The sequence below is a fragment of the Klebsiella sp. HC6 genome, assembly GCF_022605325.1.
Lineage (GTDB): Bacteria > Pseudomonadota > Gammaproteobacteria > Enterobacterales > Enterobacteriaceae > Klebsiella > Klebsiella terrigena.
Window position 1 is genome coordinate 3,157,290 of the sequence record NZ_CP093276.1, and the last position, 16,204, is coordinate 3,173,493.

The 16,204-nt window shown below is 60.9% G+C and carries 12 protein-coding genes and 1 pseudogene; 7 read left to right on the top strand and 6 right to left on the bottom strand.

Annotated features, from left to right (window positions below):
- Positions 1-4 precede the first annotated feature (4 nt).
- From benB to MMW58_RS15370, 5 genes are all read right to left on the bottom strand, one after another.
- Positions 5-490 carry a benzoate 1,2-dioxygenase small subunit gene (benB, locus tag MMW58_RS15350; protein ID WP_133599862.1) on the bottom strand — a complete coding sequence of 162 codons (486 nt, stop codon included), beginning with the start codon at positions 488-490 and terminating at the stop codon, positions 5-7.
- Entirely contained in the window at positions 490-1,872 is a 1,383-nt protein-coding gene (locus MMW58_RS15355; RefSeq protein WP_128878254.1) for a Rieske 2Fe-2S domain-containing protein, read from the bottom strand. The genes benB and MMW58_RS15355 overlap by 1 nt, the downstream gene beginning before the upstream one ends.
- Positions 1,873-2,007: 135 nt before the next feature.
- Complete coding sequence (gene catA / locus MMW58_RS15360) at positions 2,008-2,934, bottom strand: catechol 1,2-dioxygenase (protein WP_133599864.1); 927 nt, start codon at positions 2,932-2,934, stop codon at positions 2,008-2,010.
- A 75-nt stretch (positions 2,935-3,009) separates the two neighbouring features.
- Entirely contained in the window at positions 3,010-3,300 is a 291-nt protein-coding gene (catC, locus tag MMW58_RS15365; protein WP_041145415.1) for a muconolactone Delta-isomerase, read from the bottom strand.
- Positions 3,301-3,319: 19 nt separating this feature from the next.
- Positions 3,320-4,438, bottom strand: a complete 1,119-nt coding sequence (locus MMW58_RS15370; RefSeq protein ID WP_133600005.1) for a muconate cycloisomerase family protein — start codon at positions 4,436-4,438, stop codon at positions 3,320-3,322.
- A gap of 252 nt (positions 4,439-4,690) precedes the next feature.
- Here MMW58_RS15370 and MMW58_RS15375 point away from each other — a divergent pair.
- Positions 4,691-5,577: pseudogene (locus tag MMW58_RS15375) on the top strand (IclR family transcriptional regulator domain-containing protein).
- Here MMW58_RS15375 and MMW58_RS15380 read toward each other — a convergent pair.
- Positions 5,572-7,071 carry an MFS transporter gene (locus tag MMW58_RS15380; RefSeq protein WP_241721540.1) on the bottom strand — a complete coding sequence of 500 codons (1,500 nt, stop codon included), beginning with the start codon at positions 7,069-7,071 and terminating at the stop codon, positions 5,572-5,574. The pseudogene MMW58_RS15375 and the gene MMW58_RS15380 sit on opposite strands and share 6 nt — an antisense overlap.
- A gap of 120 nt (positions 7,072-7,191) precedes the next feature.
- Here MMW58_RS15380 and MMW58_RS15385 point away from each other — a divergent pair, with 120 nt between their 5' ends.
- The 6 genes from MMW58_RS15385 (at position 7,192) to narI (ending at position 16,166) form a co-directional block, all read left to right on the top strand.
- On the top strand, positions 7,192-7,791 hold the full coding sequence (locus MMW58_RS15385) for a TetR family transcriptional regulator (protein WP_133599867.1): 600 nt from the start codon (positions 7,192-7,194) through the stop codon (positions 7,789-7,791).
- 282 nt (positions 7,792-8,073) lie between these two features.
- Positions 8,074-9,462 carry a NarK family nitrate/nitrite MFS transporter gene (locus tag MMW58_RS15390; RefSeq protein ID WP_159237266.1) on the top strand — a complete coding sequence of 463 codons (1,389 nt, stop codon included), beginning with the start codon at positions 8,074-8,076 and terminating at the stop codon, positions 9,460-9,462.
- 68 nt (positions 9,463-9,530) lie between these two features.
- Positions 9,531-13,271, top strand: a complete 3,741-nt coding sequence (locus MMW58_RS15395) for a nitrate reductase subunit alpha (protein WP_241721541.1) — start codon at positions 9,531-9,533, stop codon at positions 13,269-13,271.
- Entirely contained in the window at positions 13,268-14,794 is a 1,527-nt protein-coding gene (gene narH / locus MMW58_RS15400) for a nitrate reductase subunit beta (RefSeq protein WP_241721542.1), read from the top strand. Before MMW58_RS15395 ends, narH begins: the two co-directional genes overlap by 4 nt.
- Positions 14,794-15,489: a nitrate reductase molybdenum cofactor assembly chaperone gene (gene narW, locus MMW58_RS15405; protein ID WP_241721543.1), complete on the top strand. Its 696-nt coding sequence runs from the start codon at positions 14,794-14,796 to the stop codon at positions 15,487-15,489. The genes narH and narW overlap by 1 nt, the downstream gene beginning before the upstream one ends.
- Positions 15,486-16,166, top strand: coding sequence for a respiratory nitrate reductase subunit gamma (gene narI / locus MMW58_RS15410; RefSeq protein WP_241721544.1), 681 nt, complete (start codon positions 15,486-15,488; stop codon positions 16,164-16,166). Before narW ends, narI begins: the two co-directional genes overlap by 4 nt.
- Positions 16,167-16,204: the final 38 nt, after the last annotated feature.

The following is a 16,204-nucleotide window of genomic DNA, read 5'->3' on the forward strand; positions in this document are numbered from 1 at the left end:
CCTCTTAAATATGGTAAACGTCGATGACCTGACGGATGTAGTCGTTGTTCAGGCGCACGGTTTTTCGCACAATCTGCGGCCTGCCGTCTTCGACGGTGAGGGTGCAGCAGGTCGAGCCAAAATAGGCATCGGTCTGCTGGTAGCGATGGCTCCAGGTCACCCAGCTGTAGCGCACCTCCAGGCCCTGCTCGCCTTCGCCCATCAGCTCCACGTTGCTTATCATGTGCGTGGTCCGCGGCTCCGGGGTGCTGGCGCCGGAGCGTTCCGTTTTGATGCGGTACACCCGGTCCTCAAGCCCGTCGCGGTTGGGGTAGTAGATCAGCGAAATCTCGCGCTGCGGGTCGCGGGTGAGCCGGTCGTCATCGCCCCACGCCGGCATCCAGAACACCACCTTCGGGCTGTAGCACGTCAGCCATTCGTCCCACTGGCGGTCGTCAAGCAGGCGGGCTTCGTAGTAGAGAAACTGGCGAACCTGTTCAAGCGTCAACATTACGCCACCTCCACGCGCTGGGTAATCGACTGGTCGTAGCGCTGCTGCTCTTTATCAAGCGCCGCCAGCATCACGTTCTGCCAGTGGTGGTGATGGGCGATGTACAGGGCTTCATCCTCCGACTTGACTCCGCTCAGCAGCGGCGTAAATCCGGCGTGCCGGGCGTGCTCATCCGCGCCATCGACCCAGTGCAGCGCGCCGCGGCTGAGGTCGCTCCACGCCAGGCTCTCGCCGAGGTAGCCGCGCTGGCAGGCGCTGAACTCTTCGAGGTCATCCGGGGTGCCCATTCCGCTGACGTTAAAGAAATCCTCGTACTGGCGAATACGCAGGGCGCGGGCCTCGTCGGGCTCCCCTTTTGGCGCGAAGCACCAGATGGTCACTTCGGTTTTGTCGACGGCGATCGGGCGGATCACGCGGATCTGAGTGGAGAACTGATCCATTAAGTAGACGTTAGGATAGAGGCACAGGTTGCGGGTTTCGTTGACCATCTGGTCGGCGCGCAGCTCGCCAAACTCCGCCTGCAGGCGCGCCCGGTGCGCGTAAACCGGACGCACCTCCGGATTGAGCGCGCGGGTCCACAGCAGCATATGGCCGTTTTCAAAGCCGTAGCCGCCGCCGAGGCTTTTCGACCAGCCGTTGGCGTCCACCGAGTGCGTCCCTTCCGCTTCGTAGTTGCGCCGCGACATCGTTGAGGCGTAGTTCCAGTGCACCACGCTGACGTGGTAGCCGTCGGCGCCGTTTTCCGCCCCCAGCTTCCAGTTACCCTCATAAACGTAGCTCGAGGAGCCTTTGAGGACCTCCAGCCCTTCGGCCGCCTGATCGACCATCAGATCGATAATCTTCAGGGTCTCGCCGAGATACTGCTCCAGCGGCTGCACGTCGTCGCTGAGGCTGCCGAACAGAAAGCCGCGGTAGGACTGAAAGCGCGGGAGCTTTTTCAGGTCATGGGAGCCCTCGTGCTTAAACGTCTCCGGGTAGCCGCCGGTGCTCTCGTCTTTCGCTTTTAGCAGCTTGCCGCTATTGCCAAAGGTCCAGCCGTGGAACGGACAGGTGAAGGAGTTTTTATTCCCGGTTTTGCGCCGACACAGCATGGCGCCGCGGTGCGCACAGCTATTAATAAGCGCGTGGAGCTGGTTCTTTTTATCCCGGGTAATAATCACCGGCTGGCGTCCGAGGGTCAGGGTATAATAATCTCCGGCCTCGGCAATTTGACTTTCATGGGCGAGGAACGCCCAGTTGCCTTCGAATATATGCTTCATTTCAAAATCAAATAGCTGGCTGTCGGTAAATATTGAACGATGACAGCGATAAATATGCTTTTCACGGTCAACAATTAATGCGTTGCTAATTTTAGCTTTTAACGTTGCGTACGTTTTTTGCATGAGTCAGGTCCTCCTGCATGATTCAGGATTAAAAGGCGGTGGCGAGATAACGACGACGCGGTACGAATTAATTAAGGCGATGGTACCGGTAGCCCGGACAGGGCGCGACGCCGCAGTCCGGGTTAAAAGAGCGGCTTACTCCTGCGCGCGCAGGCGGGTGCCGCGCTGCTCTTCATCGGCGTTTAGCGCCGGGCAGAGGGTGAAATCAAAGCACACTTCGGTATGCGCGCCGTCGAGCTTACGCTGCTGGATAAGCTCGCGATCGGTGATTTTAACCGGGTCGGCGATCAGCCCGTCGCGGGTAGCAAATGCGAAGTCGTCCCACAGGTATTTATCGCCATTGAGGTTAATCTGACTGGTTAAATGCCTGTGGCCCGGAGCCGAAACGAAGAAGTGTATATGCGCCGGGCGATTGCCGTGGCGCCCCAGCTGGTCAAGCAGCTTCTGGGTCGGGCCATCCGGTGGGCAGCCGTAGCCGGAAGGCATGATGCTGCGCACGCTGTAGCGGCCGTCGGCGCCGGTACGAATGCGGCGGCGCAGGTTATACTCCCCCTGGCTCTGGTCGAAGAAGGAGTAATTCCCGAGGGTGTTGGCGTGCCAGATATCGACCACGGCGTTCGCTACCGGGCGCCCCTGGGTGTCGCAAACCTGGCCATGCAGCCACATGACCTCTCCCGCATCTTTGCCGTCATCCATCCGCGCGTAGCCGTCGCTCAGCGGCGCGTTGGCGACGTATAGCGGCCCCTCAATCGTGCGCGGGGTGCCGGTCTCCCGGTGCTGGGCGGCTTCAATAGCGTCCTGACGCAGATCGAGGAAGTGCTCGATTCCGAGGCCCGCCGCCAGCAGCGCCGCCTCCTGACGCCCGCCCAGCTCGTGGAGATAGTTCACCGCGTGCCAGAACTCTTCCTGGCTAATATTGTAATCATCGATCAGGGTGCACATATCTTCGAGGATGCGGTGGACGATGGCTTTAAAGCGCTCGTTGCCGCCGGGAACGTTCAGGCCGGCGCTTTCACGTAATAATTTCTGCACGGCTTCTTGTTGTACGAAAGAATTTTTCATAACGATTCTCACTTATTGCTTGCAGCTTATTTGTAGGGTTTACGCCGATATAAACCGGCGCGAGGTTAATTATTATTATTTATCGTCTTCACGAATCGATGATGGATGACGGCAGAGCGCCTCCACGCGTATTTCCATAAACGGGTACAGCGGCAGTCCCATTAATATCTGATGCAGCTCTTCGGCATCCCGCACGTCAAAAATACTGACGTTGGCATACAGCCCGGCGACGCGCCAAATATGCCGCCATTTACCTTCCCGCTGCAGCTGCTGCGAATAGGCCTTTTCGCGCTGCTTGATCTCCTCAATTTCGGCGCCGGGAAACCCCAGCGGAATATTGACGGTCATATCCACTTTGAACAGCATTTCTCTCTCCTGTGCGCGCTTACGCTTTACGGGTATAAAACTGCAGCTTATCTTCATCGAGCTCGACGCCGAGCCCCGGCGCCTGCGGCAGAACGACCTGCCCCTCGGCGAAGGTCAGCGGCACGCTGATGATGTCGTCCTTCAACAGCAGCGGGCCAAACATCTCGGTTCCCCACTGCAGCGGCAGCGTTGACCAGGCGTGCAGCGACGCCACCGTGCCGACGCTCCCTTCCAGCATGGTGCCGCCGTACAGGCCAATGCCCGCCGCCTGCGCCACCCGCGCGAGGGCCAACACGCTGGCCGGACCGCCGGCTTTAGCAATCTTCAGCGCGTAGGCGCCGCTGAATCCCTGCCGGGCCAGGCGGTAGCCGTCATAGTGGGTGGCGACGGCTTCATCCGCGAGGATCGCGGTCTCGACGCGGTGGCTAAGGCGCACCAGGGCAGCGTTATCCTGCGCGCTAACCGGCTGTTCGATAAGGTCGACCCCCATCGCCGCCAGCTCGCGGCAGCCCCTGGCCGCGGCGGTGGCGTCCCACGCCTGGTTGACGTCAACCCGGATGCTGGCCCGGTCGCCCAGCGCCTCGACGATCGCGCGGGTGTGCCTGAGGTCGGTAGCCAGATCCCGGGCGCCAATTTTAAGCTTGAACGCCTGATGGCGGCGTTCGCTCAGCAGCCGTTCGCCTTCGGCAATGTCCTTCGCGGTATCGCCGCTCGCCAGCGTCCACAGCACCGGCAGCGAGGTCTGCAGCGCCCCGCCCAGCAGCGCCGAAACCGGCAGCCCCAGCGCCTTGCCCTGGGCATCGAGCAGCGCGGTCTCAATCGCCGATTTGGCAAAGGTATTGCCTTTAACGGCGCCGTTCATGCGCTCGGTGAGCGCGTTGAGGTTATCCGCCGGCTGGCCCTTGAGCAGCGGCGTCAGATAGTGGGTAATGGCGGAGACGATGGCCTCCGGGCTTTCGACGCCATAGCTCAGGCCACCAATGGTGGTCGCCTCGCCGATCCCACAGATGCCGTCGGAGCGCGTGAGGCGAATAATCACCAGCGTCTGGCAGCCCATGGTGGCCATTGAGAGTTTGTGCGGGCGAATGGTCGGGACATCAACCAGCCAGCTTTCAATGCGTTCTACGGTCGCGGTCATCTTCTGTTCCCAATCGTGAAATAGCCTGACCCGGGCTCGTTCGCGCAGCGCCCGCTGCGGCCCCGGTAAGGTGGCCAGGCGCGGCGGCTGCATAAACGCTATCGGGTATAACTTTTTGTGCCCCCAACCATAACGGGAGGTGACGATGCCTTTGACAATAGGGGGCAGTCACCGGCACGGTCAACGGCGATAATCGAAATGTTGTGCGATTATCGACGCGCTTGTTAAATTGAGGTTAATAATGTGATCCGAGTGGGAAAACGCGCACATTCCGCCGCCCCCCGCTGTGCGCAGGGTATAGTGGTGCCCGCGAGCTTTGTCTTCGAATGGAGAGGAATTCAATGAGCGATAGATCCCCGACCACCCTCAGCGCCAGGCAGGCCGAACACGACCCAAACTTTATGCTGTCGCTGGCGCGCGGGCTGGAGGTGCTCAACGCCTTTACTCCCCAGCGCCAGCGGCTGACCATTTCTCAGCTCAGCCAGAAAACGCAAATTTCTCGCGCCGCCGTGCGCCGCTGCCTCTATACCCTGGCGGCGCTCGGGATGGTGCACAGCCCCGATGGCCGCGGCTACGAGCTGCTGCCGCGCGTGCTGGCGGTAGGCCACGCCTACCTTGCCGGCACTCCGCTGGCAAAAGTGGCGCAGACCGCGCTGGATACGCTGGGCAAAACGCTGGGCGAGTCCTGTTCAGCCGCCACCCTGGATGGGGATAACGTGCTCTATATCGCCAGAGCCGCAATCAACAACCTGCTCAGCGTCGACATCGGGCGCGGCAGCCGCCTGCCCGCCTGGGCCACCTCGATGGGCCGGGTGCTGCTCAGCGCGCTACCGGAAGAACAGCTGGAAGTGACATTGTCACGAGCCGTGCTAATGCGCTACACCCCGCATACGGTCTGCGATCTGCCGGGATTGCGCGAGGAGATTGCCAAAGTCCGCATGCAGGGATACGCGCTTGCGGACAGGCAGATTGAGGTTGGGCTGTGCTCGCTGGCGGTGCCGCTGCTGTCGCGCGGCGGCCAGGTGGTGGCGGCGCTCAACGTTGGCGTGCCTGCGGCCGCGATGAGCGCCGGGGAGCTAAAAGAGCTGGCCCTGGCGCCGCTGCGCCGGGCCGCCATGGAGCTCTCTCTCCAGCTATAGGATGTCACTCACCGGCGGCGCCTTCGCGAGGCTGCGCCAGATCCCCATTGCCAGCAGCAGCAGCAGGACGCCGGCGGTCGCCAGGACGATACTGTGGGCGCTGATAAACGCCGTTTTGGCCGCCTCAACCAGCGCATGGGCCGGAATAGCGGGCATCGACTGGGCCAGATTTATCGCCTCGCTGATCGAGGATGCGGCCTGCTCCGCCGCGCCGCCGTCAATACCGTTCGGTAATACAATCGACGCGCCGTAGCTGCGGGTCAGGATCAGGCCAAAGAGCGCTATGCCCAGCCCGGCGCCGAGCTCATAGGCCATCGTTTCAATCGCTCCCGCCGCGGCCGCCTTCTCTTTTGGCGCGGCGGCCATAATCGCCGAGCTGGAGGCCAGCAGCGCGCTGGCAACGCTGAAGCCCAGCATCGTCATCAGCCCCCACGCCAGCCACGGCTGGCTGCTAAAGTCGGTCATCGACAGCCCGAGGAAGCTGAACGCGCTGAGCAGCATCCCGCCGGTGGCCACCTGACGCAGGCCGAGGCGCGAGACCATCATCCCGGCAATCGGCCCGCTAAATCCGCTGGCCACCATCAGCGGCAGCATAAACAGCCCGGCCTCGAACGGCGTTTTACCGTGCACAAACTGTAGCTCCTGCGCCATCAGCAGTTCGAAACCCACCAGCGTAATCAGCGCCGTCATCGCCATCATCACGCCGCATAGAATAATGCGGTGCGTGAAGAGGCGCATATCCACCATCGGCCTCGCCGATGAGAGCTGCCGGCGCACGAAGGAGAACAGCATCCCCGCCCCCGCAAGGGCCACCAGCCCGGTGATCCACAGCTCAAGCTGCCCTTTCAGCGCCGTTTTGGCGCTAAAGACCAGCATCAGGATCGCCGCGATCAGCATCAGCGCCTGCAGCATATTCAACGGCTGCTCGCGTCGCGCGGGCTGGCGCGGCACCATTCGCGCGCTGAAGGCCATAACCACCAGCACGATGGGAACGTTGAGCAGGAAGACCGATCCCCAGTAGAAGTGCTCCAGCAGCATTCCGCCCACCAGCGGGCCGAAAGCCGCACCGCCGGAGCCAATCGCCGCCCACAGGCCCAGCGCCATGTTGCGGTGGCGGGCTTCGGCGAAGGTGTTACGAATGCCGGCCAGCGTCGCCGGGACGATCATCGCGGCGCCGATGGCCAGCAGCGCCCGGGAGGCAATCAGCGCCATCGCGCTGGGGGAAAAGGCCGCCGCCAGCGACGCGACGCCGAAAATCCCGCTGCCGAGCAGCAGCAGGCGCTTAAAGCCAATTTTGTCGCCCAGCGCGCCCATCGGCAGCACCATTCCGGCCATCACTAATGAATAGATATCAATGATCCACAGCAGCTCATTGCTGCTGGTTCCCAGCGATACGCTAAGCGTTGGCGCCGCCACGTGCAGCACCGTGGCATCGATCGCCACTGGAAGATAAACCAGCAAAATCGCTATAAGCGTTAACCATTGCCGAGACATACTACATTTCCTCAATTAACTAAATTGGACACGCGTCCAGGAATGCGATCCTGCCGGATTGTTGAACGACTGTCCAACTTTTTGTTACTATCGATGAAAACCACTCTGCGGCGGGAGCATATGAACTATTTAAGTCGGGAAGATCGGCGGGAAGTTATCCTGCAGGCGGCGATGCGCGTGGCCCTGCGCGGCGGCCTGGGCGCAATGACCGTTCGGCAGATAGCCGGCGAAGCCGGCGTCGCCACCGGGCAGCTGCACCACCACTTCACCTCCATCGGCGAGCTGAAGGCCCACGCCTTCGTCCAGCTGATTCGGGATATGCTGGCCATCCAGCTGGTTGACGATGCGGCGAGCTGGAACGAGCGCCTGTTTTCAATGCTCGGCAGCGAAGATGGCCGGCTGGAGCCCTACATTCGCCTGTGGCGCGAGGGGCAGCTGCTTTCCAGCAGCGACAGCGACATCAAAGCGGCCTACCTGCTCACCATGAGCCTGTGGCACGACGAGACGGTCAACATTATTCAGCGCGGAACCGCGGCCGGGGAGTTTCATCCCGGCGACAGCGCGGAGAATATTGCGTGGCGGCTCATCGCCCTCGTCTGCGGATTAGACGGTATTTACGCGCTGGGGATGAAGGAGATTGATGACGCCGCCTTTAGTCGATATATAAACTATTATATAACGATGGAACTTCTACGTTCGCCTGAAAAGCCCCAGACCTGACGCCCCGCCGCCGCCTGCGGGAGGCGGCGTAGACCTTTCACCCGACGAGGCTCTTCTGTGGAAGCGGCCGCAAGCCCCTTAACTTCACAACTATTTTACATTTTGTAACAAATAACAACCCTCTATTCACAGCGTGTTTTCTTCTGCCGCGCTTTTTTTATCTATTCTTTCAAACATTACAATAATTAAAACGACCAGCCTTCATAACAACCGCTGTTTTATTTTCTATTTTCCGCTTTTCCGATCTCTATTTTCTTTGGTTACGGTGCAATCGAGGGCAATATGTCAACTAAAAATGAGAAAGATAATCATTACCTTTTAAAAGACTGGCGACCCGAAAACCCGGCATTTTGGGAAAACAAAGGCAAAAAGATCGCGCGAAGAAATCTTTGTATTTCAGTTGCCTGCCTGCTACTCGCCTTCTGCGTCTGGATGTTATTTAGCGCAGTAGCAGTCAATCTTAATAAAGTCGGATTTAATTTCACTACCGACCAGCTGTTTTTATTAACCGCCCTACCTTCGCTTTCCGGGGCAATATTACGCGTGCCCTATTCGTTTATGGTGCCAATATTTGGCGGACGCTACTGGACGGTGATCAGTACCGTTATATTAGCGATCCCGTGCCTGTGGCTCGGTTTCGCGGTGCAGGACCCGGCGACGCCTTACTGGATATTTATCGCCATCGCCCTGCTGTGCGGTTTCGCCGGCGCCAACTTTGCCTCCAGCATGGGCAATATCAGCTTTTTCTACCCGAAGGCTAAGCAGGGCAGCGCGCTCGGCGTTAACGGCGGGCTGGGCAACCTCGGGGTCAGCGTGATGCAGCTGCTGTCGCCTATTTTCGTGTTCCTGCCGCTGTTTACCTTCCTCGGCGTACGCGGCACCGAACAGCCGGATGGTTCGATCCTCTGGCTCGGCAACTCGCCGCTGATCTGGGTTCCCCTGCTGCTGATTGCCACCGCCGCCGCCTGGTTCGGCATGAACGATATCGCCGGTTCCAAAACGTCAATTCGCGACCAGCTGCCGGTGCTAAAACGTCCGCATATGTGGCTGCTGAGCCTGCTGTACCTGGCGACCTTCGGCTCGTTTATCGGCTTCTCCGCCGGCTTTGCGATGCTGGCAAAAACGCAGTTCCCGGACGTCAATATCCTGCAGCTGGCCTTCTTCGGGCCGTTTATCGGCGCCCTGGCCCGTTCGTTTGGCGGCATTATCTCAGACCGCCTCGGCGGGGTTAACGTGACGCTTGCCAACTTTGTCCTGATGGCGCTGTTTACCGGCCTGCTGTTTCTCACCCTGCCGGGCTCCGGCTCCGGCAGCTTCCTCGCCTTTTACGTGGTGTTTATGGGGCTGTTCCTGACCGCCGGCCTCGGCAGCGGCTCCACCTTCCAGATGATCGCCGTGATCTTTCGCCAAATCACCGTCGATAGCGTCAAAAAACGCGGCGGGACCGACGAACAGGCCCAGCATGAGGCGGTGACCGATACCGCCGCCGCGCTCGGCTTTATCTCCGCCATTGGCGCGGTTGGGGGCTTCTTCATCCCCAAAGCCTTTGGCACCTCGCTGGCCATGACCGGCTCTCCGGTCGGCGCCATGAAGATCTTTTTTGTGTTTTACGTGGTTTGCGTGCTGGTGACCTGGCTGGTCTACGGGCGCCGCAGGCCGGCAACGAAATAAACAGAACAAGAAATACATGTTGAGCAGTGTAACCACGGGGGCGCAATCCCCCGTCAGGAGATAATGTCATGAGCAAACTACTGGATCGCTTTCGCTACTTTAAGCAAAAAGGCGAAAGCTTTGCCAACGGCCACGGCCAGGTGTACAACACCAACCGTGACTGGGAGGATAGCTACCGTCAGCGCTGGCAGTTCGATAAGATTGTCCGCTCCACGCACGGCGTAAACTGTACAGGCTCATGTAGCTGGAAGATCTACGTTAAAAACGGGCTCGTCACCTGGGAAACCCAGCAGACCGACTATCCCCGCACCCGCCCTGACCTGCCGAACCACGAACCGCGCGGCTGCCCGCGCGGCGCCAGCTACTCGTGGTACCTCTACAGCGCCAACCGCCTGAAGTACCCGCTGGCGCGCAAGCGGCTGATTGAGCTGTGGCGCGAAGCGCTAACGCAGCACCCGGACCCGGTGAACGCGTGGAACAGCATCATGCAGGACCGGCAAAAATGCCTGAGCTACAAGCAGGCCCGCGGCAAAGGCGGGTTTATTCGTTCGACCTGGAAAGAGCTCAACCAGCTGATCGCCGCCGCCAACGTCTGGACCATTAAAAACTACGGCCCGGACCGCGTGGCCGGCTTCTCGCCCATTCCGGCAATGTCGATGGTCTCCTACGCCGCCGGTACCCGCTATCTGTCGCTGATCGGCGGAACCTGCCTGAGCTTCTATGACTGGTACTGCGACCTGCCGCCCGCCTCGCCGATGACCTGGGGCGAGCAGACCGACGTGCCGGAATCCGCCGACTGGTACAACTCCAGCTACATTATCGCCTGGGGCTCTAACGTCCCGCAGACCCGTACGCCGGACGCCCACTTCTTCACCGAAGTGCGCTACAAAGGCACCAAAACCATCGCCATCACCCCGGACTATTCGGAAGTCGCCAAGCTCTGCGATCAGTGGCTGGCGCCGAAACAGGGTACCGACAGCGCGCTGGCGATGGCGATGGGTCACGTGATCCTCAAGCGCTTCCACCTCGATAGCCCCAGCGATTACTTCCTCAACTACTGTCGCCACTACACCGATATGCCGATGCTGGTGATGCTCGACAGGCGCGACGACGGCAGTTGGGTGCCCGGGCGCATGCTGCGCGCTTCGGACCTGCTGGACGGGCTGGGCGAAAGCAACAACCCGGAGTGGAAAACCGTCGCTTTCAACGCCGAAGGGGAGCTGGTGGCGCCCAACGGCTCGATCGGCTTTCGCTGGGGCGAAAAAGGCAAGTGGAACCTCGAGCAGCTGGCGGCCGGCAGGGAGACCGAGCTGCGGCTCTCCCTGCTGGATATCAAGGACTCCGTCGCCGCGGTGGGCTTCCCCTACTTTGGCGGTAACGAAAACCCGCACTTTCGCAGCGTGAAGCAGGAGCCGGTGCTCATCCATCAGCTGCCGGTGAAGCAGCTGGCGCTGGCAAACGGTGAAAGCGGCCTGGTGGCCAGCGTTTACGATCTGGTGCTCGCCAACTATGGCCTCGATCGCGGCCTCGATGACGCCAACGCGGCGCAGAATTTTGACGATCTTAAAGCCTACACCCCGGCCTGGGCCGAGCAGATCACCGGCGTGTCGCGCCGACACATCGAGCAGATCGCCTGGGAGTTCGCCGATACCGCGCATAAGACCCACGGGCGCTCGATGATTATCCTCGGCGCCGGCGTCAACCACTGGTATCACATGGATATGAACTACCGGGGGATGATCAACATGCTGGTGTTCTGCGGCTGCATCGGGCAGAGCGGCGGCGGCTGGTCGCACTACGTAGGTCAGGAGAAGCTGCGCCCGCAAACCGGCTGGCTGCCGCTGGCCTTCGCCACCGACTGGAACCGCCCGCCGCGCCAGATGAACAGCACCTCTTATTTCTACAACCACTCCAGCCAATGGCGCTACGAAAAGCTCACCGCCCAGGAGCTGCTGTCGCCGCTGGCCGACGCCAGCCGCTTTAGCGGCCACCTGATTGATTTCAACGTCCGCGCCGAGCGCATGGGCTGGCTGCCGTCGGCGCCGCAGCTGAGCGTCAACCCGCTGACCATTAAGCAGCAGGCCGATTCCGCCGGACTCTCTCCCGCCGACTTCACCGCCCGGGCGCTGAAATCCGGCGATATCCGCTTTGCCAGCGAGCAGCCGGATAACGGCAAAAACCATCCGCGAAACATGTTTATCTGGCGCTCCAACCTGCTGGGCTCGTCCGGGAAAGGCCACGAGTACATGCTCAAATATCTGCTGGGTACCGACAGCGGTATTCAGGGCGATGAGCTGGGGGCAACGGACGAGGTGAAGCCGGAAGAGGTGGAGTGGCAGACCGCCGCCATTGAGGGCAAGCTCGACCTGCTGGTGACCCTCGATTTTCGCATGTCGAGCACCTGTCTGTTCTCCGATATCGTCCTGCCGACCGCCACCTGGTATGAAAAAGACGATATGAATACCTCGGATATGCATCCGTTTATCCATCCGCTCTCCGCCGCCGTTGACCCGGCCTGGGATGCGAAAAGCGACTGGGAAATCTACAAAGATATCGCTAAGGCCTTCTCCGAGGTCTGCGTCGGCCATCTGGATAAAGAGACCGACGTGGTGCTGCTGCCGCTGCAGCACGACTCCCCGGGGGAGCTGTCGCAGCCTTTTGATGTCTTCGACTGGCACAAGGGCGAGTGCGATCTTATTCCCGGGAAAACCGCCCCAACCATCGCCGTGGTTGAGCGCGACTACCCGGCGACCTGGGAGCGCTTCACCTCCCTTGGCCCGCTGCTCGACAAGCTGGGCAACGGCAGCAAGGGGATTTCGTGGAACACCCAGGATGAGGTCGATTTCCTCGGCAAGCTGAACTACGTCAAGCTCGACGGCCCGGCCAAAGGTCGTCCGCGCATCGACAGCGCGATTGACGCCAGCGAGGTGATCCTCAGCCTGGCGCCGGAGACCAACGGCCAGGTGGCGGTGAAGGCCTGGCACTCCCTCGGCGAGTTTACCGGGCGCGATCACACCCACCTGGCGCTCAACAAAGAGGATGAGAAGATCCGCTTTCGCGATATCCAGGCCCAGCCGCGCAAAATCATCTCCAGCCCCACCTGGTCCGGCCTTGAGAGCGAGCACGTGTCGTACAACGCCGGCTATACCAACGTGCATGAGCTGATCCCGTGGCGCACGCTCTCCGGCCGCCAGCAGCTCTATCAGGATCACCCGTGGATGCGCGCCTTCGGCGAAAGTCTGGTGGTCTATCGACCGCCGATAGATACCCGCAGCGTCAGCCATATGAAGGAGATCCCGCCCAACGGCTTCCCGGAAAAAGCGCTCAACTTCCTGACGCCGCACCAGAAATGGGGCATCCACTCCACCTACAGCGAAAACCTGCTGATGCTGACCCTGTCGCGCGGCGGACCGATCGTCTGGCTCAGCGAAGCCGACGCTAAGGAGCTGGGGATTGAGGATAACGACTGGATTGAGGCGTTCAACGCCAACGGCGCCCTCACCGCCCGCGCGGTGGTCAGCCAGCGCGTGCCGCCCGGAATGACCATGATGTACCACGCCCAGGAGCGAATCATGAACATTCCGGGTTCTGAAGTCACCGGCAGGCGCGGCGGGATCCATAACTCCGTCACCCGTATCTGCCCGAAACCGACCCATATGATCGGCGGCTACGCGCAGCTGGCCTACGGCTTTAACTATTACGGCACCGTCGGCTCTAACCGCGACGAGTTCATCATGATTCGCAAAATGAAAAACATTAACTGGCTGGATGACGAAGGTCGCGATCAGGTACAGGAGGCGAAAAAATGAAAATACGCTCACAGGTCGGGATGGTGCTGAACCTCGACAAATGCATTGGCTGTCATACCTGTTCGGTCACCTGTAAGAACGTCTGGACCGGGCGCGAAGGCATGGAGTACGCCTGGTTTAACAACGTCGAAACCAAGCCCGGCATCGGCTATCCGAAAAACTGGGAAGACCAGGAGGAGTGGCAAGGCGGCTGGATCCGCGGGATCACCGGCAAGCTCACGCCGCGCCTCGGCAGCCGCGTCGGCGTGCTGTCTAAAATCTTCGCCAACCCGGTGCTGCCGGGGATCGACGACTATTACGAGCCCTTTACCTACGACTATCAGCATCTGCACACCGCCCCCGAAGGCCAGCACCTGCCCACCGCCCGCCCGCGCTCGCTGATCAGCGGCAAGCGGATGGATAAAATCACCTGGGGCCCCAACTGGGAGGAGCTGCTCGGCGGCGAGTTTGAAAAGCGCGCCCGCGATCGCAACTTCGAGGCGATGCAGAAAGAGATGTACGGCCAGTTTGAAAACACCTTCATGATGTATCTGCCGCGCCTGTGCGAGCACTGCCTCAACCCGAGCTGCGCCGCCACCTGCCCGAGCGGCGCCATCTACAAGCGTGAAGAAGACGGCATCGTGCTGATCGACCAGGACAAGTGCCGCGGCTGGCGCATGTGCATCAGCGGCTGCCCGTACAAAAAAATCTACTTCAACTGGAAAAGCGGCAAGTCGGAAAAATGCATCTTCTGCTATCCGCGCATCGAATCCGGCCAGCCGACGGTCTGTTCGGAGACCTGCGTCGGGCGTATCCGCTATCTCGGGGTGCTGCTGTATGACGCGGACCGCATCGAAGAAGCGGCCAGCACCGAGCATGAAACCGACCTCTACGAACGTCAGTGCGACGTATTTCTTGACCCGCACGATCCGGCGGTAATTGAGGAGGCCCTGAAGCAGGGGATCCCGCATAACGTCATCGACGCCGCGCAGAAATCACCGGTCTATAAGCTGGCGATGGACTGGAAGCTCGCGCTGCCGCTGCATCCGGAATACCGTACGCTGCCGATGGTCTGGTACGTGCCGCCGCTGTCGCCGATCCAGTCGGTTGCCGACGCCGGCGGCCTGCCGAACAACGGCAGCATTCTGCCGGCGGTCGAAAGCCTGCGGATTCCGGTGCAGTATCTGGCCAACCTGCTGAGCGCGGGCGACACCGGGCCGGTGCTGCGCGCCCTGAAGCGCATGATGGCGATGCGCCACTACAAACGCTCCCAAACCGTAGAAGGCGTCACCGATACCCGCGCCATCGAAGAGGTCGGCCTCAGCGTCGAGCAGGTAGAGGATATGTACCGCTACCTGGCGATCGCCAACTACGAAGACCGCTTCGTGATCCCCACCAGCCATCGCGAAATGGCGGAGGACGCCTTCCCGGAAAAAAACGGCTGCGGCTTCACCTTCGGCGACGGCTGTCACGGATCGGATACCAAATTCAACCTGTTTAACAGCCAGCGCATCGATGCGATCAATATCGGGGAGAGAGAGTAATGCGCATCCTCAAGGTAATCGGTCTGCTGCTGGAGTACCCGGACGCCGTGCTGTGGGACAACCGCGAGGAGGCGCTGGCGCTGGTCAGCGCCGATGCGCCGGCCCTGCTGGCGTTTGTTGAACCGCTGCTGGGTGCGCCGCTGCTCGACCGTCAGGCCGAGTGGTGCGAAGTCTTTGAACGCGGGCGCGCCACCTCGCTGCTGCTGTTTGAGCACGTGCACGCGGAGTCCCGCGATCGCGGCCAGGCGATGGTCGACCTGATGAATCAGTACGAGCAGGCCGGCCTGCAGATCGACTGCCGCGAGCTGCCGGACCATCTACCGCTGTATCTGGAGTATCTCAGCACCCTGCCGGCGGCGGGCAGCCGCGAAGGATTGCAGAACGTCGCGCCGATTCTGGCGCTGCTCGGCGGGCGGCTGAAGCAGCGCCAGTGCGAGTATTATCAGCTATTTGACGTGCTGCTGGCGCTGGCAGGCAGCAAACTCAACAGTGACAGTGTCACTAAGCAGGTGGCGGGTGAAAAGCGCGATGATACCCGCCAGGCGCTGGATGCGGTATGGGAAGAGGAGCAGGTGAAATTTATCGAAGATAAAGCCACCGCCTGCGACAGCTCCCCGCTGCAAAACTATCAACGACGCTTTAGCCAGGACGTCGCGCCGCAGTACGTCGACGTCCGTGCCGGAGGCCCGAAATGATACAGTACCTCAACGTCTTTTTTTACGATATCTACCCCTACCTCTGCGGCACGGTGTTTGTGCTCGGCAGCTGGCTGCGCTACGACTACGGCCAGTACACCTGGCGCGCCTCCTCGAGCCAGATGCTCGACAAGCGCGGTATGGTGCTGTGGTCAAACCTGTTCCACATCGGCATTCTCGGCATCTTCTTCGGCCACCTCTTCGGCATGCTGACGCCGCACTGGGTCTACTCGTGGTTCCTGCCGATGTCGCAAAAGCAGCTGATGGCGATGATCCTCGGCGGCGCCTGCGGCGTGCTGACGCTGATCGGCGCCGCGGGCCTGCTGGTCCGCCGCCTGACCAACCCGCGCATTCGCGCGACCTCGTCGACGGCGGATATTCTGATCCTCAGCATCCTGCTGATTCAGTGCATTCTTGGCCTGACGACGATCCCCTTCTCCGCCCGGCATCCGGACGGCAGCGAGATGCTCAAACTGGTGGACTGGGCGCAGGCGGTGGTGACCTTCCACGCCGGCGCTTCGGCGCATCTTGACGGCGTGGCGTTTATCTACCGCGTCCATCTGGTGCTGGGGATGACTATTTTCCTGATATTCCCATTCACCCGCCTGGTCCACGTCTGGAGCGCGCCGGTCGAGTACCTGACCCGCCGCTACCAGGTGGTGCGTTCAAGGCGCTGAGTCTCTCTCACGGGAGAGCAGCAGCGTTAAGCGCCGGC

Excerpts from the sequence above, each read along its gene's own strand:
- MMW58_RS15370 (WP_133600005.1), bottom strand. The coding sequence starts at position 4,438 with ATGACCGCGACCGTAGAACGCATTGAAAGCTGGCTGGTTGATGTCCCG.
- MMW58_RS15385 (WP_133599867.1), top strand. The coding sequence starts at position 7,192 with ATGAACTATTTAAGTCGGGAAGATCGGCGGGAAGTTATCCTGCAGGCG.
- MMW58_RS15380 (WP_241721540.1), bottom strand. The coding sequence starts at position 7,071 with ATGTCTCGGCAATGGTTAACGCTTATAGCGATTTTGCTGGTTTATCTT.
- narI (WP_241721544.1), top strand. The coding sequence starts at position 15,486 with ATGATACAGTACCTCAACGTCTTTTTTTACGATATCTACCCCTACCTC.
- catC (WP_041145415.1), bottom strand. The coding sequence starts at position 3,300 with ATGCTGTTCAAAGTGGATATGACCGTCAATATTCCGCTGGGGTTTCCC.
- narW (WP_241721543.1), top strand. The coding sequence starts at position 14,794 with ATGCGCATCCTCAAGGTAATCGGTCTGCTGCTGGAGTACCCGGACGCC.
- benB (WP_133599862.1), bottom strand. The coding sequence starts at position 490 with ATGTTGACGCTTGAACAGGTTCGCCAGTTTCTCTACTACGAAGCCCGC.
- MMW58_RS15390 (WP_159237266.1), top strand. The coding sequence starts at position 8,074 with ATGTCAACTAAAAATGAGAAAGATAATCATTACCTTTTAAAAGACTGG.
- MMW58_RS15395 (WP_241721541.1), top strand. The coding sequence starts at position 9,531 with ATGAGCAAACTACTGGATCGCTTTCGCTACTTTAAGCAAAAAGGCGAA.
- catA (WP_133599864.1), bottom strand. The coding sequence starts at position 2,934 with ATGAAAAATTCTTTCGTACAACAAGAAGCCGTGCAGAAATTATTACGT.
- MMW58_RS15355 (WP_128878254.1), bottom strand. The coding sequence starts at position 1,872 with ATGCAAAAAACGTACGCAACGTTAAAAGCTAAAATTAGCAACGCATTA.
- narH (WP_241721542.1), top strand. The coding sequence starts at position 13,268 with ATGAAAATACGCTCACAGGTCGGGATGGTGCTGAACCTCGACAAATGC.